The sequence below is a fragment of the Arthrobacter sp. AG258 genome, assembly GCF_004364695.1.
Lineage (GTDB): Bacteria > Actinomycetota > Actinomycetes > Actinomycetales > Micrococcaceae > Arthrobacter.
In genome coordinates this window covers 241,739-261,147 of sequence record NZ_SOBI01000001.1, presented here as the reverse complement: position 1 = coordinate 261,147, position 19,409 = coordinate 241,739, and the positions used below count along the sequence as shown (strand labels likewise).

14 protein-coding genes are annotated in these 19,409 nt (G+C 66.2%); 11 read left to right on the top strand and 3 right to left on the bottom strand.

Features of this window, described 5'->3' with window-relative positions:
- Positions 1-8 precede the first annotated feature (8 nt).
- Together DFO47_RS01205 and DFO47_RS01200 are read right to left on the bottom strand one after the other, a co-directional pair.
- Complete coding sequence (locus tag DFO47_RS01205) at positions 9-299, bottom strand: hypothetical protein (RefSeq protein ID WP_133247067.1); 291 nt, start codon at positions 297-299, stop codon at positions 9-11.
- Positions 300-426: 127 nt separating this feature from the next.
- Complete coding sequence (locus DFO47_RS01200; RefSeq protein ID WP_018760558.1) at positions 427-1,863, bottom strand: PucR family transcriptional regulator; 1,437 nt, start codon at positions 1,861-1,863, stop codon at positions 427-429.
- A gap of 168 nt (positions 1,864-2,031) precedes the next feature.
- On the opposite strand from DFO47_RS01200, the gene DFO47_RS01195 reads away from it, so the two are divergent.
- The 7 genes from DFO47_RS01195 to DFO47_RS01165 all read left to right on the top strand — a co-directional run bounded on the left by DFO47_RS01195 (position 2,032) and on the right by DFO47_RS01165 (position 12,651).
- Positions 2,032-3,462: an aminobutyraldehyde dehydrogenase gene (locus DFO47_RS01195; RefSeq protein WP_133830379.1), complete on the top strand. Its 1,431-nt coding sequence runs from the start codon at positions 2,032-2,034 to the stop codon at positions 3,460-3,462.
- Between the two features lie 74 nt (positions 3,463-3,536).
- A complete protein-coding gene (gabT, locus tag DFO47_RS01190; RefSeq protein WP_133830378.1) occupies positions 3,537-4,907 on the top strand; it encodes a 4-aminobutyrate--2-oxoglutarate transaminase in 1,371 nt (456 codons plus the stop codon).
- 700 nt (positions 4,908-5,607) lie between these two features.
- The gene (locus DFO47_RS01185) at positions 5,608-5,973 is read left to right on the top strand and encodes a hypothetical protein (RefSeq protein WP_133830377.1); all 366 of its coding nucleotides are present in this window, start codon (positions 5,608-5,610) and stop codon (positions 5,971-5,973) included.
- Positions 5,970-7,316, top strand: a complete 1,347-nt coding sequence (locus DFO47_RS01180) for a glycosyltransferase family 2 protein (RefSeq protein ID WP_133830376.1) — start codon at positions 5,970-5,972, stop codon at positions 7,314-7,316. Before DFO47_RS01185 ends, DFO47_RS01180 begins: the two co-directional genes overlap by 4 nt.
- Positions 7,306-9,105, top strand: coding sequence for a polysaccharide deacetylase family protein (locus tag DFO47_RS01175; protein WP_133830375.1), 1,800 nt, complete (start codon positions 7,306-7,308; stop codon positions 9,103-9,105). Before DFO47_RS01180 ends, DFO47_RS01175 begins: the two co-directional genes overlap by 11 nt.
- Before the next feature lie 56 nt (positions 9,106-9,161).
- A complete protein-coding gene (locus tag DFO47_RS01170) occupies positions 9,162-10,949 on the top strand; it encodes a polysaccharide deacetylase family protein (RefSeq protein WP_133830374.1) in 1,788 nt (595 codons plus the stop codon).
- Between the two features lie 19 nt (positions 10,950-10,968).
- Complete coding sequence (locus DFO47_RS01165; protein ID WP_133830373.1) at positions 10,969-12,651, top strand: endo-1,4-beta-xylanase; 1,683 nt, start codon at positions 10,969-10,971, stop codon at positions 12,649-12,651.
- 48 nt (positions 12,652-12,699) lie between these two features.
- Here DFO47_RS01165 and rarD read toward each other — a convergent pair whose 3' ends face one another.
- Positions 12,700-13,710 (bottom strand): EamA family transporter RarD, encoded by a 1,011-nt coding sequence (rarD, locus tag DFO47_RS01160; RefSeq protein ID WP_243835286.1) that lies wholly within the window; start codon positions 13,708-13,710, stop codon positions 12,700-12,702.
- A gap of 119 nt (positions 13,711-13,829) precedes the next feature.
- Between rarD and DFO47_RS01155 the strand changes: the two genes are divergently transcribed.
- The 4 genes from DFO47_RS01155 (at position 13,830) to DFO47_RS01140 (ending at position 19,401) form a co-directional block, all read left to right on the top strand.
- Positions 13,830-14,825, top strand: coding sequence for a DNA topoisomerase IB (locus DFO47_RS01155; protein WP_133830371.1), 996 nt, complete (start codon positions 13,830-13,832; stop codon positions 14,823-14,825).
- A gap of 69 nt (positions 14,826-14,894) precedes the next feature.
- The gene (locus DFO47_RS01150; protein ID WP_133830370.1) at positions 14,895-16,325 is read left to right on the top strand and encodes an FAD-dependent oxidoreductase; all 1,431 of its coding nucleotides are present in this window, start codon (positions 14,895-14,897) and stop codon (positions 16,323-16,325) included.
- A gap of 57 nt (positions 16,326-16,382) precedes the next feature.
- Complete coding sequence (locus DFO47_RS01145) at positions 16,383-17,726, top strand: helix-turn-helix domain-containing protein (RefSeq protein WP_133830369.1); 1,344 nt, start codon at positions 16,383-16,385, stop codon at positions 17,724-17,726.
- A gap of 151 nt (positions 17,727-17,877) precedes the next feature.
- Entirely contained in the window at positions 17,878-19,401 is a 1,524-nt protein-coding gene (locus DFO47_RS01140) for an aldehyde dehydrogenase family protein (protein ID WP_133830368.1), read from the top strand.
- The last annotated feature ends 8 nt before the right edge of the window (positions 19,402-19,409 follow it).

The following is a 19,409-nucleotide window of genomic DNA, read 5'->3' as shown; positions in this document are numbered from 1 at the left end:
CGGAAGGATTACTGGAACTGGCCGAACTGGAAGGGCCCTACGTCGCCCACCTCCACCAGGGGGCCGTTGATGAGGGGGCCGTCGATGACGCCGCCGCTAAGAACCCCGCCGCCGAGGATCGATCCGCCCAGCAAACCGTCAAGAACGGTTGAACCGTTCCCCACTCCGATTTCGTCGGCAACTGCACTGGCTCCCGGGCCCGCTGCAGCCTGCGCAGGCAAACTGCTGATGGCCAGGCAACCGAGGGCCACAAGGGCGGCGGTAGCGGTTTGGGTCAGGGTCTTAGAGGTCTTGTTCACGATCATCTCCAGTTAGGTAGCAAACAGATTCCACACTCGTGCTGGTGTCAAGGAATATTCGGACCCAATGGATATCCGGATGGGCGGGCGGCCACGTGCGCCGTCGTCGAACCTGGCCGGCAGGTGCCTACTTGCCCTGCCGGGCCGACAACCGGGCCACAGCCAGGGCCAGCCACAGCTGCACCCGGTCCGCGGTGACGGCGGGGTCGTAGCCGGTCAGCTCGGTGATCTGGGCCAATCGGTACCGGACCGTGTTGCGGTGCAGCGTGAGCTCCTCCGCCACCGCCGCCACCGAGCCATTGTTGTTCAGGTAGCTCTCCAGCGTGGTCATCAGCTCCGAGCCGTGCGCCGCATCGAAGGCGCGCAAGGGGTTCAGCGACTCATGCGCCATGTCCGCCAGCGGCACGTCCTCGCTGGCCAATAGCAGCGACGTCAGGCTCAGCCGCTCCGGCTCGTTCACAGGCAGGCCATGGCTGGCGGCATCGCGGGCCTCGAAGTAGCTCCAGCGCAAGCCGTTCGGCTTGGTGTACGCCCCGCCGATGCCGATCGTGGCGTGGATCCCGGCCTCGGCGAGGTGGTCGCTCAGCTTCCGTGCCAGCGCCGGCGCCGCCCCGCCGTCGTCATTGACCACCAGCACCAGGTCCTTGCCCACCACGGCGGCAACGGCCTTTTCGAGGTCCAGCGGCACCGAGGTGCTTCCCAGGGCCTTGCCATGGGCGGCGGACACCGCCAGCAGCACCACGTTCTTGCGGGTGCTGTTCACGCCCACGCCGGCCAGGCGGCGCTGCGCCTCGCTGGTCTCCAGCGCGCCATGGATCACGTCCTCCAGCACCTGGCCGCAGAGCGCCCGCTGGGCCTGGCGCTGCTTGACCATGTTGTTCAGCTCCACGCTGATCAGGTTCTGCGCATACCCGATGATGCCTGTGTCCTCGAACGGCTGGCGGACCCACAGCGTGCAGGCATCCCTCCGGCCGGTGGGCACGGGGTAGCTGGACCAGGCATCCGCGGACGGACTGGACGTGCTGCTGTTGTACAGCTGCGCGGCGAACTGGGTCAGGGCAACATCCGTGCGCAGCATGCCGCCCAAATTCTTCAACAACTCGGCCAGGCCGCCGCCGGTCAAAAGTGCCCGGGCCAGCACCTGGTGTCCGGCGATCAGCCGCTCAAGCTTGGCGTAGTGGTCTGCCGACTGGGCGTCCGCCACCAGCTTGGTGATGGCGATGAACGGGGTCTCGTACGGCACCTCCACCACCGGGAGGCCCCACCGGTTCGCCTCCGCCAGCAGGGCCGGCGGCACTGCCTCGTGCGTCAGGCCCACCCCGAATCCGATGCCCACGGCGCCTGCCCGCTGCACCTGGCGGACAAAACGTCGCTGTTCGGGGGCGGACCGCAGCCGCAGGCCGGTGGTGAGGACCAGCTCCCCGCCGTTGAGGAACCGCTGGGGATCCTCAAGCTCGGTGACGGCCACCCAGTTGATGTCCTGGTTCCAGGTAGTCTCCGCCACGCCCGCCTTGGACAGCTTCAGGGACGTCACGCCCACCAGGGCAGCAAGGGAAATGGCCATGAAGCAAGGATAAACGTGAGCTGGGCAACCGCACTAAACCTATTCCGTAAGGGTGTGCAGGTGGCTATTCACCGCGGTGGGGCCCTGGCATAGGCTCAATGCAGTTCCATCCATCCGTCCCGGCCTCCGCCCGGGCGCCGATGGCTCCTACGAAAGAGGTTGCACACCGTGGTCCAGACCTTGCAAAACTTCATCAACGGCACGTTCGTCACGCCGGCCGGAACCGCCCTGCTGGATGTGGTCAACCCCGCCAACGGCGAAGTGGTGGCACACGCCCCCGTTTCCGTGCAGGCCGACGTCGACGCCGCGATGGCTGCCGCGAAGGACGCATTCCGGACCTGGAAGCACGTCACCCCCGGCCAGCGCCAGCTGATGCTGCTCAAGCTCGCCGACGCCATCGAGGCCAACAGCGACGAACTCGTCGAGGCACAGCACCGCAACACCGGCCAGGTGCGCTCCCTGATCGCCTCCGAGGAAATCGCCGCCGGCGCAGACCAGCTCCGTTTCTTCGCCGGTGCCGCCCGCATCCTGGAGGGCAAATCCGCCGGCGAGTACTTCGAGGGCCACACCTCCTACGTCCGCCGCGAACCCATCGGCGTGGTGGCCCAGGTGGCGCCGTGGAACTACCCGTTCCTGATGGCCATCTGGAAGATCGGCCCCGCCCTGGCCGCCGGCAACACCGTGGTCCTCAAACCCTCAGACACCACGCCGGAGTCCACCCTGGTGCTGGCCCGCCTCGCCGGAGAGATTTTCCCCGCCGGTGTCCTTAACGTTGTCCTGGGCACCGGCGAAACCGGGGCCATGATGGTGGAGCACAAGGTCCCCGGCCTGGTGTCCATCACCGGCTCCGTGCGCGCCGGGATTGCCGTCGCTTCCGGTGCCGCCAAGGGGCTCAAGCGCGCGCACCTGGAGCTGGGCGGGAAGGCTCCGGCCATCGTGTTCAAGGACGCGGACATCAAGAAGAGCGCCGCGGCCATCGCCGAGTTTGCGTTCTTCAACGCGGGCCAGGACTGCACCGCCATCACCAGGGTCCTGGTGGAGGAGTCAGTGCACGACGACGTCGTGGCAGCCATGGTGGAGCACACCAAGACCTTGCGCACGGGCTCGCAGAACGACGAGGACAACTACTTCGGCCCGCTGAACAACATCAACCACTTCAACGCGGTCACCTCCGTGGTGGAGAACCTGCCGGAGAACTGCCGGATCGAAACCGGCGGCCACCGGGCGGGGGAGAAGGGCTTCTTCTTCGAACCCACCATCATCACCGGCGCCAAGCAGACCGACGACGTAGTGCAGAAGGAAACCTTCGGCCCGGTCATTACCGTGCAGAAATTCAGCACCGAAGCCGAAGCCGTGGAACTGGCCAACGACGTCGAATACGCCCTGGCCTCCAGCGTCTGGACCACCAACCACGGTACCGCCATGCGGCTGAGCCGGGACCTGGACTTCGGTGCCGTTTGGATCAACACCCACATCCTGCTCACCGCCGAAATGCCCCACGGCGGCTTCAAGCAGTCCGGCTACGGCAAGGACCTCTCCATGTACGGCGTGGAGGACTACACCCGCATCAAGCACGTCATGTCCGCCCTCGACGCCTGACCAGTTTCCGCGGGTTGGGCTCTCCGAGAACCGCGGTTTCGGCAAGCCCAACCACCAGCACAGAAAGAACCCCAATGACCACCACCGCATCAGACATCACCTACCGGCTCGAGCAGAAGCGCAACGTCCAGGCCGACTTCCCGGGCCCCAAGTCCGTGGCATTGACCGAGCGCCGCAAGTCCGTGGTGGCTGCCGGCGTCGCCTCCAGCGTCCCGGTCTACGTTGCAGACGCCGACGGCGGCATCATCCACGACGTCGACGGCAACTCCTTCATCGACCTCGGCTCGGGCATCGCCGTGACCAGCGTGGGTGCCTCCGACCCCGCCGTCGTCGGTGCCGTCAAGGAAGCGGTGGAGCACTTCACCCATACCTGCTTCATGGTCACCCCGTACGAGGGCTACGTCGCGGTCGCCGAGCAGCTGAACCGCCTCACCCCGGGTGACCACGAAAAGCGCACCGTCCTCTTCAACTCCGGCGCCGAGGCCGTGGAGAACGCCGTCAAGGTGGCCCGGCTGGCAACCGGCCGGGACGCCGTCGTCGCCTTCGACCACGCCTACCACGGCCGCACCAACCTGACCATGGCGCTGACCGCCAAGGCCATGCCGTACAAGACCAACTTCGGCCCGTTCGCCCCTGAGGTCTACCGCATGCCCATGAGCTACCCGTACCGCGAGGAGAACCCCTCCATCACCGGTGCCGAGGCAGCAAAGCGCGCCATCACCATGATCGAAAAGCAGATCGGCGGGGACCAGGTTGCCGCGATCATCATCGAACCCATCCAGGGCGAGGGCGGCTTCATCGTCCCGGCCGAGGGCTTCCTGCCGGCGCTGGCCGCCTGGGCCAAGGACAAGGGCATCGTCTTCATCGCGGACGAGGTCCAGTCCGGTTTCTGCCGCACCGGTGAATGGTTCGCCGTGAACCACGAGGGCGTCGTCCCGGACATCATCACCATGGCCAAGGGCATCGCCGGCGGCATGCCGCTGTCCGCGATCACCGGCCGCGCCGACCTCCTCGACGCCGTCCACCCCGGCGGCCTGGGCGGCACCTACGGCGGCAACCCCGTGGCGTGCGCCGCGGCGCTGGCGTCCATCGGGTCCATGGAGGAATACGACCTCAACGGCCGTGCCCGCCACATCGAGGAACTCGCACTGGGCCGGCTCCGCGACCTGCAGTCCGACCTGGCTGCTGCCGGAACCGCCGTCATCGGCGACGTCCGTGGCCGCGGTGCCATGCTCGCCGTCGAGCTCGTCCAGGCCGGTTCCACGGAACCCAACCCGGAGCTGACCAAGTCCGTGGCCGCCGCCTGCCTCAAGGAAGGCGTCATCATCCTCACCTGTGGCACCTACGGCAACGTCATCCGCCTGCTGCCCCCGCTGGTCATCACCGACGAGCTGTTGGCGGACGGCCTGGAGGTCCTCGCGGCTGCCATCAAGGCCCACGCCTAGGCAAACTTCCTTCTGACGCGAAAGGCGGCACCCCAGCGGGTGCCGCCTTTTGGCGTTTAACCGGCGCCTGCCCGTAGGGGCTACCTAGGCCCCACCCCTTCGGGCCTCAACTACCTAAACAGTGCGGGGTTGGCAACGGGCAGCCGCCGGCCTACCAAGGCTCCTGCCGTAAGTACCCCCAAATTATCTTTACGAGTACTTAGTACTCGTGTTCGGCCTACCACGGGATACGTAATTTTGACCTGTAAACGGGTCAGGCAGTGGCTCCTGGAAGGCCCAAGGTTGGGGACGAATCCCCGGTCCTTCGGTTGTAGACAACCCCGTAGAAGAGACGGGAGTGCCCGGTACGGCAGGCCGCCGTTGCCGCCCTCCCATACCGTATGGCGGAGCTGCCTCCCTGTCCCGATCGTGCCGGCCGCCGGGTAATGACGCTGCCCACCGAAGACGGCTGATGGCAATGACTTCCATTACAGCAGGGCACCTGTGCGCTTTCCGGGCCAGGCCCCAACGCCATTTCGGCGTGCGAAAAAAGCAATTATCCAAATCTTGCTGGAGGGAACGCAATGACCCAGCCTTCAAGGGGAACCAAGGACCGGGCCGGCATCGTCGCGGCTGACATCGATGAGGGACCAAGGGCCTCCCGGCAACGCCGCCGGGCGCCTGGCGGGGCCCGCATGAACAGCATTCGGGGGGTGCAGTGATGAGGTATCCGGCAGGTTTTGCCGTTCCAACCCAAGCCACCTTCGGCCGGGACGGCGCGATGTTCGAGAGCCTGCTCGGTTTCGTGGCCCAGCTGAGCCTGGTCCTGTGGATCGCGGTCACCCTGACCCTGGTAATCCGCTTCGTGGGAATCCGCTTCTACCGGCACACCGCACGCAAAGCTCTCGCCGCGGCAGCCGCACCGGCGGTTCCCGATGCAGCCGTTCAACCCATCATGGCCCCCATCGACCCTGGGCCGGCAACCAAAGCCAAAACCGCGCCGGTGGTTCCCGAAACGCCTGCCCCGGGTGAACCCAGGGCCGCCGCGCAGTTTTCCGCGCTGGCCGCACATCCCGCGGACGTATGAGCGTGGACTTCGCGCTCGTGATTTTCTGGCTCTTTGCGAGCGTCAGCATCCTCTATGTTGTGCACTTTGGCCTTTACCTGGCCGGGGCCAACTTTTACGACATCTGGCAACAGCGCCGGAAAGGAATCCGGGGCATCCGGTTGCCCGTCGCATACCAGCCGGAATGTGCAGCCACCGCCACGTGGACCAGGCGGGCCCTCCCCGAAATGCCCGGGCTGGTGTCGATCGTGATCGCCGCCCACAATGAGGAAGCGGTGATCGTGCGGACCCTGGACTCCATCGGCCGCAGCACCTACCGGTCCGTCGAGGTCTTCGTCGCTGACGACGCCTCCGGTGACCTTACCGGCCGGCTGGTCCGCGACTACCAGCTGCGCCACCCCGGGATGGACCTGCGGTGCGTGCGCATGCACAAGAACGTGGGCAAGGGGGCGGCACTTAACGCCGTGCTTCGCCGCTGTGCGCGCGGCCAGTTCGTGATGACCCTCGACGCCGATTCGGTCATCCAGCCCGATGCGATTTCCAATGCGCTGTCCTATTTCGAGGACCCGTACGTGGCGGGTGTTGCCGCCAACGTGCAGATCATGGAGGAGACGACGGCGCTGGGCATCCTGCAGCGGTTCGAGCACATGATCGGCTACCGCTCAAAGAAGCTGTTTTCGCTTCTAAACTGCGAGTTCGTGGTGGGCGGGGTTGCCTCCACCTATCGGATGCGGGTACTTCGGAAGGTGGGGTTTTACGACACGGACACCCTCACCGAGGACATCGGGCTGAGCGCCAAGATCACCCATCTGGGCAACCGCCGCTTCCGCATGGTTTACGGTGCCGATGTCGTGGCCAAGACCGAGGGCGTGCTGACGCTGCGGGCCCTGGCCAAACAACGCTACCGCTGGAAGTACGGCAGCCTCCAGAACCTCATCAAGTACCGCAGCATGACGTTGAATCCGAGCCGCCGCTACACCAGCACACTGACCTGCTACCGGATGCCCATGGCCGTCCTCAGCGAGTTCACCCTCCTTGTCTCGCCGCTGGCCTGGACCTATGCGGTCTATTGGTCGCTGGTCACCTACACCCCTGCCTTGATCGTCGGGGCCTACGCAACCATTACCGCGTACACGCTGTTCACCATTTGGATGGACGAGAACCTGACGGTGCGCGAACGGGCCAGGTTGTCTGCATATGCTCCGACGGCATACTTCCTGTTCTACATCATGGACCTGGTGCAGTTGGCGGCCGCTGTCCGTTGCATCGTCCGCTCGCCCGGGCTGGTCAGGCGTCCGGAAATCAACACCTGGAAGTCTCCGCAGCGGGCCGGCAGCGTGGCGGTGACCACCCATGCCACCTAAGCGCCGGCGGATCCGCCGCGTACTCCTGAACCCGCTCGTCGTCATCACGGTGATGGTCCTGCTGACCACCGCCGGGTGGCTGCTGTACTCCAACAGGACTGCCAGCATCGCCCAGCCGCGACCGGGTGCCAACCTGCTTCCGGCGCTGTACCCTGCTGCGGTGGGTCCTCCGGCATCGGGCCCCTCAACCCCTGCCGGGACGGTGGGCGGCTGGTCGGTCAATCACAGCGGCGATGCCCAGACCACGCTGGACCTTGCGGCCGGACAGATGGGCGGCCGGGCGCTCAAGCTCAACATCACCCACTACGCCACCGGAGATGTCACTCTGACCAGCCCGCTGGTGAGTCTTACGGCCGGAAAGAACTACCTGTTCAAGGCATTCGCCAGCAGTGACACAGACTTCAGGCTGCTGGTCCGCAAGCATCTCAGCGACGGCCGCACCACGCTCGAACAATTGCGGAATCCGCTCGAGCGGCCAGGCACGTCCGCCTTCACCGTCAGTGATGCGTTCAATGCCGGAGACGCCATCACTGCGGTCGAATACGTCTTCCGGTTCGCGTCCGCGGGCAGCGCCAGTGTGGAGGGCGCGTACCTGGAAACGGCCGACGACGTCCGCCCGGCCCCCGCCGCGCCGGCCGGTACGAATTTGATCCCCAACCCCGGATTTGGCGGTACCGAACCCGGCGAACCCGAGATGTGGTCCCCTTACTCCTCCGGCCGTTCGACCCTTGAAGCAGGGCGCGCAGAGGACGGGCGCGGCAGCTTCCTCTGGACGCGCACCTCCAATTACCAGGATGGGGAGGAGAAATGGCAGTACCAGCCCGTCCCGGTGGCCGCCGACCGGTACTACACGTTCGGGGCGTCCTACCGCGCAGACCGCGAGGTTGACGTGGTGGCGGAGTTCGAACTGGCCGGCGGCGGACGCAAGTTCCACAGCCTGGAGACGGTCCCGCCGGCGGGGGACTGGACCGCCATCAGCGAAGGCTTCCAGGTCCCGGAGGGAGCCGTAACGGCGATGGTCACCCTCATCTCCCATGGCAATGGCACTACGGGTGTCAGGGACTACTCGCTGATGGATATCACCAAGCCGGGTCCGCTTCGCTGGAACCGGCCCATGGTCTCCATTACGTTCGACGACGGCTGGCAGTCAGTGTACGACCGCGCCTTGCCGCTGCTGGACAAGCATGGCTTCCGCTCCACCCAATACGTCAACCCCAGTTCCATTGAGACGCCGGACTTCGTCACCGCCGCCGAGGTCCAGCAAATGCACCAAGCCGGTCACGAGATCGCGGCGCACAGTTATGAACATGCGGACCTGACCTCCCTGGGCACGGACCGGCTGGACGATGAGCTGCGCAAAAGTGAAGATGCGCTCGCCTCCGCAGGCCTCCCCACGGACGACCTCGCACCCCCCTACGGGCGCTCCGACCCGCAGGTCGACTGGTATGCGAGCAAATACTTCAGGATCGTGCGCGGTACAGATGATGGCATCAACACCAGACAAAACATTGATCCGCACGACCTGAAAGTCCTCTACGTCACCGACGAGACCACCCCGGAAACGCTCAAGGACGCGCTCGCCGAGACTGCCCGGTCAAACGGCTGGCTGATCCTTGTCTACCACCAGATCGCGGCTGCCGATTCCTCCGGAACACAAGAGCACACCATTGCGGCGGACCGCAGCACCATAACCAGCGACGTCCTCGCAAACCAGCTGCAGCTTATCGGGGACAGCGGGCTTCAGGTCCAGCCTGTTGCCCGTGCGTTCGAACTGCTGGAGGGCCAGTGACCACCATCAGGCGGCGCCACCGCGGTGCCTCCGCCACCCCAGAGAAGGAGAAAGTCATGATGAGAACCAGGTCCGGAGTGGGGCGCCGCCGCGCCATGCTCGCGACCATAGGAGTGGCGGTATGGGCCCTGGCCACCGCTTTGCTGTCCCCGGCGGCCGCCAATGCCGCCACCGACAATTCCACCGCAACGCCGCTCGTGTCCTTCACGTTCGACGACGGCATGCAGAACGCCCTGACCCAGGCTGCACCGACCCTCAAGAAATACGGGCTCACCGGCACCAGCTACATCATCACCAACTGCGTCGGCATGACAACGGTGCCGAACACGTGCCGGGCCAATACCGATGTCCCCTACATGACGTGGGACCAGATCACCCAGCTGCAGAACACCTACGGCTGGGAAATCGGATCGCATACCGTGGATCACCAATGCCTGGTGAGCGTGGGCAACGACTGCCAGGCCACCAAGTTGACGGCGGCCCAAGTTGACGCCGAACTGCTCAACAGCAAGTCGGCACTGGTGGCGCACGGCTTTAACCCGACCGCCTTCGCCCCGCCGTACGGCGACTACGACATGCCGGCCCTCGCCCGGATCGCCAAGTACTACAGCTCCATGCGGGGCTTCGCCGACGTCGGCAACAACATCTGGCCGCTCGGGGACCTCCTGCTCCACAACACCCCGGTTCAGGAAAGGACCACCCCGGTTTCCACGCTGAAGGCGAAGGTGGATGAGGCCATCACGAACAAGACCTGGGCCATCTTCACCTTCCATGACATCCGGACCTCGCCCAGCCAGACCCCGGACGACTACCAATACGGCACGGCGGAGCTTGACCAGTTGGCCGCCTACGTGCAGACAAAGGTGGCGGCCGGCCAGATCAAGAACGTCAACGTCAGCAAGGGCCTGGTGAACGGCAGCCCCAACAAGCTTGCCAACCCTACCTTCAACAACGGCATCGCCGACGGATGGCGCACCGACGCCCCCGCCACGATCACCGCCGATGCCGGCAACAACGGGAGCTACCCCGACTACGCAAAGTCGGTAAAGCTGGTGTCCGGGACCGCGGCAGGCCACCTCTTCTCGCCGACTGTTCCGGTTACCGCGGGGACAAACTACATGTTCAAGGCTTTCCTCAACGTCGCCGCCATCAGCAGCGGTGAAGTCGGGTTCTACGTCGATGAGTACAACGCGGCCGGGCAGTGGGTTTCCGGGCAGTTCCGCAAACGGGAGAACAGCAGATGGGTGGAGTCGATGAACTTCACCTACACGCCAAGCTCCACCAGCGTTGCCTCGGCAAGCCTGCAGGTCTACGTCACGGGTACCGGCATCACAGCCTATGTGGACAATATGCAGATGCTGGCGCTCGGCGCCGAGACGGCTCCGCCGCCAGCCGCCAACCTCGTGGCCAACGGCACGTTCGATTCCGGCATCAGCGCCGGTTGGACCACCGACTCCGCCACCACCATCGTGGCCGATTCCGCCAACCATGGGAGCCCCGCCAACCCGGTGAACTCAGTGAAGATGGCTGCCACGACGGCGAACAGGCACCTCTTCTCCCCGCAGGTGGCGGTGATCCCTGGAACTTACAAGATCGCCAGCTACCTGAACGTCACGGCGCGGACCAGCGGTGAGATGGGCTTCTACATTGACGAGTACAACGCCGCGGGGCAGTGGATCTCCGGACAGTACAAACTCGGGGTAACGGCCGCGGGAGTCACCAATGTGGGCCTCACGTACTCGCCGAGCACCACGGCCGTGGCCAAGGCCAGCCTGCAGGTCATCGTCACGGGCAACTCGGGGCTCCAGGCGTACTTTGACGACGTTCGCTGGACGAAGCCCTAGCGGAATTGAGGGGATCAGGATGACTGGCCGTCCGCACGCACTGATGGTGCTGCTGGCGGCCGTCCTCCTGGTCGTCGTCGGCGCCTGCTCCTCCCCTAAGCCCGACCTCACGCTGGACCTGTTGCACGGGGACTGGCGGGGCATCCCGGGCGTGGCGCCCGGCGGCGAGGGACTCCAGGTCACGGCCACGGCCCGGCGCATCGTTGAGCAGGACGGGGCCGGCGGCCAGCCCAACCCGCCGCTCAACCTTGCCGGCACGCACCTGGTGGTGGGGCGGGACTTCTCCCTCAGTGCCTCGTTCGCCCGTGTGACCGCCGACGCTACATGGGCCCTGTACGACCGTCCGCCGGTCATTGCGGACGAGTTCCGCGTCGAGCCGGCTGGCCTCCGGCTCACCCTCGAGGGCGGCGAACTGAAGGTCGCGGTCTTCGATGGCACGCAAAAGAAGGACGTGACGCAGCCGGTCCCGGTGCGTGAAGAGCATGCCACGGTGACGGACCCGACGGCCCCGCTCACGGTGCGCCGGTCCGGCGATACGTTGACGGTCAGCAGCGGTGCTGAAACGCTTTCATCGCTGCCCCTTGCCAACGTGTTTACGTCCGGCCAGCTGTGGCTTGGGTTTTCCAGTGATGCCGGAACGTTCGAGGTTACTGCCCTGACGGCAGCTGCGCCGGAGGGGGCCGGCCTGCACACCTCCACTGCCGCATCCGCGGATGTCCGGCAGTCAGCCGACGGGCTCCAGGCGATGGCTGCCGCAAAGCACCCTGGCTTCCTGGTGGGCGCCGCCGTGGCCCTTGGCCCGCTGACCGGGGATGAGGACTACGCCCGGGAATTCGTTGGAAACTTCGGTGCCCTCACGCCGGAGAACGCCATGAAGCCGCAATTCCTGTCTCCCCGGCAGGGGGTGTACACCTTCGAGGAGGCCGACGCGATCCTCGCGATCGCGCAGGCAAAAGGCATGGCCGTGCATGGCCACACCATCGCCTTCACGGAGGCAATGCCGCGCTGGATGCAGGAACTTCCCAGCGGTTCCGGGGTCGAGCGACAGGCCAGTGCGGCCGCACTGCTGGACTACATCAGCTCCGTCACGGCGCATTTCAAGGGTCGGCTCGCCTCGCTTGACGTGGTCAACGAACCCTTCGATGCCAACCAGGGGACGGGCATGCAGCCGAACATCTGGTACCGGGTCTTCGGGCCCGGGTACCCGGCGGTGGTATCGAAGGCCGTCTACTCCGCCGACCCGGACGTCAAGCAGTTCATCAACGAGAACGGGGCCGATGTCCCGGGCCGCCGGCAGGATGCCTTGCTCAAGCTCGCGCTGGACACCAACGCCCAGGGCGGCCATATCGACGGCGTCGGCCTCCAGGCCCACGTCTACGACCTCGCAACGGACGCGATCTCCGCCGGTGCCCTTGCCCGGACGCTCAAACGCTTCGATGACGCCGGGCTGCACGTCCGTATCTCGGAGAACGACGTGACGGATGGCCAGGGGACGGAGGCGCAGGCGAACCAGTACGCCACAGTGCTGGCCGGGTGCCTGCGTTCGCCTGCCTGCGTCTCCTACACCACCTGGGGCGTGGATGACCGCTATGACTGGTGGATCGCCGACGACGGCAGCCTGCAGCAGGGCCACGACCACTTGTTCAACGAGGGCAAGGCAACGCCCGCCTACGACGCGATGAGGCGGGCGCTGGGCGGCTGACCGCCGGGGGAGGCTGACTGCCGCGGAGGCTGGCAGGTGCCGGAGTCGTCAGGCTGCGGCGCGGAGCGCGGCCCTGCGGACCAGCGAGTTCCGGCGTGCCGTCCGCAGCATGTCCACCGTGAGCAGCAGCAGGGCCAGCCACACCACTCCAAACCCGATCCAACGCTCCACGGTCATGGCCTCCCGGAAGACCAGCAGGGCCACCAGGAACTGCAGCACCGGCGCGAAGTATTGCAGCAACCCGATGGTGGTCATCGGCAGCCGCCGGGCGGAGGCGCCGAAGAAGAGCAGCGGAACCGCGGTGATGACGCCGGAGGCCAGCAGCAGCCAGAAATGCCCGGCCCCCTGCGTGGTCAGCGTGGCGGTGCCGCCGGCGGCCAGGACAACCATCGCCACAGCGGCCAGCGGGGCCAGGACCATGGTTTCCACGCTGAGGCTGGTAATGGCGTCCACCCTGGAGCCCACCCGGTTCTTGACGAACCCGTACAGTCCGAAGCTGAATGCCAGTGTCAGGGCGATCCAGGGAAGCTTTCCGTACGAGTACGTCAGCACGCCCACGGCGATGAAGCCGACGCCGACGGCGGCCCACTGGAGCGGCCGGAGGCGTTCCTTCAGCACGAACACGCCCAGCAATACGGACACGAGGGGGTTGATGAAGTAGCCCAGCGAGGTTTCCACTGCCTGCCCGGTGGTCACGCCGTAGGTGTAGGTCAACCAGTTGATCGCGATCAGGAACGCCGCCAACGCGAGCGGAGCGAACACCCGCCGGTCCCTCACCGCAGCCGCAAGCACGGTCCAGGTCCGGGTCACCGTGATCAGGAGGGCGCAGAACAACAGCGACCACACCACGCGGTTGGCCACGATTTCGACGGCGCCGGCTGGCATGAGGATGAAGAAGTACAGGGGGAGCAGCCCCCACAAAACGTACGCGCCGATGCCGAAGAGCATGCCCGCCGTCGTGTCCTTTGCAGCGGCCTTGGGACCCGTGGTGGCCGCGGGCTTCTGCCCTGGGGCCGGGGATGTGGTGAGTGGGGCGGCGTGGGACGTTCGTTCTGGCATGGGCACGATGTCCATAACAGCAGCCCCGGGGCAGGTATTCCAGCCGGAACACGGGCAAACCGCAAAACAATCAGTAGGCTTTCTTTTATGACATCCGCTAACCGGCCATCCGGCGCCCGATGAGACTCCGGCGCAGCAACGCCTCCGGCCGCGGCTACCGCAGGGTGGCTGCAGGAACAGGCTTCAGTTACCGGGACCTTGACGGTTCCACCCTGCCGCCCGGACCCGTGCGGGACCGGCTGGAAAGCATCGGCATTCCACCTGCGTGGACCGACGTCTGGATCGCCCCGTTCGAGAACGGCCACATCCAGGCCACCGGCCTGGACGCAGTGGGGCGGCGCCAGTACATCTACCATCCTGAGTGGCGCGAGCGGAAGGACCGGGTGAAGTTCGACCGGTCCTTGCAGCTGGCCGAATCGCTGCCCGTGGCCCGGCGCCGGGTCACCATGGACCTCCGAAGCGAGGGTTTCAGCCGTGAACGCGTCCTGGCGGCAGCCTTCCGGATGCTTGACAGCGGATCCCTGCGGGTCGGCTCCGAGCGCTACACCAACGAAAACGGCAGCCGCGGCCTGGCGACGCTGCTGTGTGCCCACGTCCGGGTGCGCAAAGACAGGATCCTGCTGAGCTTTCCGGCCAAGAGCGGCAAGGACTGGGAATCGGAAATCCGCGATCCCGACCTCGCCGACCTTTTGCGCCTGCTTAAGCGGCGCGGGTCCAACGCGCGGCTCCTCGCCTACAAGGAGGGCCGCACCTGGCGGCCCGTGACCAGCGCGGACATCAACGCCTATGTGAAGGAGCGGACCGGGTCCGATTTCACGGCCAAGGACTTCCGGACCTTGCGGGGAACGGCTGCCGCAGCGGCCAGCCTGGCGCGCACCGGCGCCCTGCGCACGGCCGCCAAGCGGAAGCGCGCCATCAGCCGGGCCATGGTGGAGGCCGCGGAGACCCTGGGAAACACCCCCTCGATCGCCCGCAAGAGCTACGTGGACCCCCGCGTGGTGGACCACTACCACGACGGCGAAACCATAGATCCCAAGCGGCTGGACTCCGCCGAAGCCGAACTCCGGGCACTCCTGTACCGGGAAGGCCGGGTGGTCCCCCTGGCCGCCAACTAGAATGGGGCCTTGTGCGTTGCACCATGCAGCGCATGAATCATGAGCAGGACCAGTTCAGAAGGGCTCCCGGTGACCAATCACAGCGAATCCGCCGCCAACCGTCCGCTCCGCGTCGCCATCATCGGCGCGGGACCGGCAGGAGTCTATGCTGCGGACATCCTCACCAAGTCCAGCGGCGTCAAGGACGGCGACTTCCAGGTCAGCATCGACCTCTTCGAGGCTTACCCGGCACCGTACGGGCTGATCCGGTATGGCGTGGCCCCGGACCATCCCCGGATCAAAGGCATCGTCAACGCCCTGCACAAGGTCCTGGACCGCGGCGACATCCGGTTCCTGGGCAACGTGACCTACGGCCGCGACCTCACCCTGCACGATTTCCGCGCTTTCTACGACGCCGTGATCTTTTCCACCGGCGCGGTCAAGGACGCGGACCTGGACATCCCGGGTATCAACCTCCGTGGTTCCTTTGGCGGAGCGGACTTCGTGTCCTGGTACGACGGGCATCCGGACGTTCCGCGCGAATGGCCCCTGGACGCCAACGAGATCGCGGTCATCGGCAACGGCAATGTGGCCCTGGACGTGGCCCGCATGCTGGTCAAGCACCCGGAAGAACTGCTCAGTACCGAAATCCCGGACAACGTCTACCAGGGCCTGAAGGCATCTCCCGTTACTGATGTCCACGTCTTCGGCCGCCGCGGGCCCGCCCAGGTCAAGTTCACCCCGCTGGAGTTGCGGGAGCTCAGCCACATGGACGACGTCGACATCGTGCTCTACCCGGAGGATTTCGAATTCGACGACGCCTCGGACGAGGCCATCCGCAGCAACAACCAGATCAAGACCATGGTGAACACCCTCACCAACTGGCTCGTGGAAGAGCACGCCGAAGCCGAGAACCCGTCCTCCCGCCGGCTGCACCTGCACTTCCTGCACAGTCCCGTTGAAGTGCTCGACGACGGCACGGGCAAGGTGGACGGCATCAAGTTCGAGCGGATGCAGCTGGACGGGACCGGAAACGCCAAAGGGACGGGGGAGTACGTCGAATATCCCGTCCAGGCCGTCTACCGTGCCATCGGCTACCACGGCTCGGCCCTTGACGAACTGGAGTATGACGCCAAGCGCGGAGTCATTCCGAACGAGGGCGGCCGTGTCCTGGACGCCGAGGGCAAGCCGGTCCCCGGAATCTACGCCACCGGCTGGATCAAGCGCGGCCCCGTCGGCCTGATCGGGCACACCAAGGGCGATGCCCTGGAGACCATCGGGTTCCTGTTGGAGGACCGGTTGAACCTCCCGGCGGCCCGCAACCCGGATCCGCAGGCCATTATCGACCTCCTGGAGGAGCGCGGCATCGAGTACACCACATGGGAGGGCTGGAACAAGCTCGACGCCCACGAGGCCGGCCTCGGCGCTGCCTGGACCGGCCCCGAAGGGCTGGACCACGTGGTGCGCGAACGCATCAAGGTGGTCCCGCGCGAGGAAATGATCCGTATCTCCCGCGGCTGAGCCTCCGGCCGGCGGGGTTAGAATAGCCGCCACACCCCTGCGCTTTCCGGGAGTTCGATGACGAACCTGATCCAGCCTGAACCGCGCCAGCGTGCCGCGCTGGCCGGACACGAGCGCCTGGACCAAGCGTTCGCTGACGCCACCCCTGAAATACCCGGTTTGCGCGCCCTGATCCGCGAATCCTGGCTGCGGTCCGCTTGTTTCAAAGCGAACCCGGACAACGCCGCCGCGCCCCTGGCGTTCGACTGGGATGAGCTGGAGGACTACCGCCGCCGGCACCCCTTGGCCGCGATCATGCCGGTCATCAACAAACTGCTGGTGCAGCCCAGCCACGACAGCGGGCTCCTGGTGGCCGTCGGGGACGAAGTGGGCAGGCTCCTCTGGGTGGACGGCGATCCCGCGCTCCAGCGCCGGGCTGAAGGCATGATGTTCGTCGCCGGCGCCAACTGGTCCGAAGCGAGCGTGGGCACCAGCGCACCCGGAACGGCACTCGCCCTGGGCCGGGGAATCCAGATCTCCGGCGCAGAGCACTACCAGCGCGCCGTCCACCCTTGGAGCTGCACCGCCGTTCCGTTCCACGACCCCGACTCGGGAGCTGTCCTCGGCGTCGTGGACATCACCGGGACGGCTACAGCGGTGGCGCCGCACACCTTGTCGCTGGTCGAAGCAACGGTAGCGGCCGCGCAGGCGCAGCTGCGGGTGGAGCGCCTGCAGCACGCGGCAGAACTGGCAAGGAAACCCGTCCGACGCCGGAGCCCGGCTGCGGCGGCCGGGCAGGGCCGCGGTGCCACGGGAGGCAGCCTCTACCGGAACAGCCTCCAGCTGCTGGGCCGCGACCAGGCACTCCTCAGCCTCGGAGGAAAGACAGTCGCCATGTCCGCCCGGCACAGTGAAATCCTTGCCCTGCTGGGCATGCATCCGGACGGGCTCACCGCCGAGGAACTCAGTTCTTTGCTGTACCCGGGGGAGGGCTCCACCATGACGCTCCGGGCCGAGATGGTGCGCCTGCGCAAGGTGATCCAGCAGCTCAGCCCCGAGGCCGTCCCCGGCTCGCGTCCCTACCGGCTCCCGGTGGACATCGTGGCCGATACCGGCCAGGTCCTCAGTTGCCTGCAGCGCGGAGCCCACCGGATTGCGCTGGAGATCTACCGGGGCGCGGTGCTGCCCCGCTCCGAGGCCCCCGGTGTCGTGGACCTCAGGAACAAGGTGTCGTCCCTGCTCCGTGAGGCGGTCCTGACGGACGGCAGCGCCGAGTCCCTGCTCGAGTTCGCCGCGCTTCCCGAGGCAGCTGACGACGTCGGCATCCGCCACGCCGCACTCCGCCTCCTGCCGCCGCGCTCACCCAAGCGGGCCGCCGTCGTCGCTGATCTTGAACGGCTGGAAGCCGAGCTCCGCGCCTGAAACCCGGCCACCCGATGGTTGCGATCGTCGAAACCGGGGTTCGGCAACCTCAACCACGGTTGCAACCTGGCTGCAACCTCCCGGCTCCTACGCTGTAGGCATCGGCGGGCCCCCAGCGGGCCGGCCTCCTGCACAGCAAAGGAGCTAAGCAATGACCGTTTACGCACAGCCAGGAACCGACGGTTCGAAGGTCACCTTCAAGGACCGGTACGAGAACTGGATTGGTGGCGAATGGGTTGCCCCGGTGAAGGGCCAGTACTTCGAAAACATCACCCCGGTCACGGGCAAGGCCTTCTGCGAGGTGGCCCGCGGCACCGCCGAAGACATCGAGCTGGCGCTGGACGCGGCCCACAAAGCCGCACCGTCCTGGGGCAAGACCTCCGTGGCAGAACGGGCCGCCATCCTGAACAAGATCGCGGACCGCATCGACGAAAACCTCGAAATGCTCGCCGTCGCCGAAACCTGGGACAACGGCAAGCCGGTCCGGGAAACCCTCAACGCAGACCTCCCGCTGGCCTCGGACCACTTCCGGTACTTCGCCTCAGCCGTCCGGGCCCAGGAAGGCAGCCTGTCCCAGCTGGACGACAACACCACCGCCTACCACTTCCACGAACCGCTCGGCGTGGTGGGCCAGATCATCCCCTGGAACTTCCCCATCCTGATGGCCGTCTGGAAGCTGGCCCCCGCGCTCGCGGCCGGCAACACCGTGGTGCTCAAGCCCGCCGAGCAGACACCGAGTTCCATCCTGGTCCTGATGGAACTCATCGGCGACCTCCTGCCCGCGGGCGTGATCAACGTGGTCAACGGCTTCGGCGTGGAGGCCGGCAAGCCGCTGGCTTCCAGCTCCCGGATCCGCAAGATCGCGTTCACCGGCGAAACCACCACCGGGCGGCTCATCAGCCAGTACGCCAGCCAGAACCTGATCCCCGTCACCCTGGAACTGGGCGGCAAGAGCCCCAACATCTTCTTCAACGACGTCGCCCAGGAGAACGACGCCTTCTACGACAAGGCGCAGGAGGGCTTCGCCCTGTTCGCCTTCAACCAAGGCGAGGTCTGCACCTGCCCGTCCCGCGCCCTGGTGCAGGAAGACATCTACGAGTCCTTCATGGCCGATGCCGTGGCGCGGGTGGAGAAGATGATCCAGGGCAACCCGCTGGACACCGAAACCCAGGTGGGCGCCCAGGCCTCCAACGACCAGCTGGAGAAGATCCTCTCCTACATCGACATCGGAAAGCAGGAAGGCGCCAAGATCCTCACCGGCGGCGCCCGTGCCGAACTGCCGGGCGACCTGGCAGGCGGCTTCTACGTCCAGCCCACCGTGTTCGAGGGGCACAACAGGATGCGGATCTTCCAGGAGGAGATCTTCGGGCCCGTCGTGGCCGTGACAAGGTTCAGCGACTACAACGACGCCATGGGCATCGCCAACGACACCCTCTACGGCCTGGGCGCCGGCGTATGGTCCCGCAACGGCAACGTGGCCTACCGCGCCGGCCGGGAAATCCAGGCCGGACGCGTCTGGGTCAACAACTACCACGCCTATCCGGCCGGTGCCGCCTTCGGCGGGTACAAGTCCTCCGGCATCGGCCGGGAAAACCACGCCATGATGCTGGACCACTACCAGCAGACCAAGAACCTGCTGGTCAGCTACGACGAGAACAAGCTGGGCTTCTTCTAGGCCCAGCC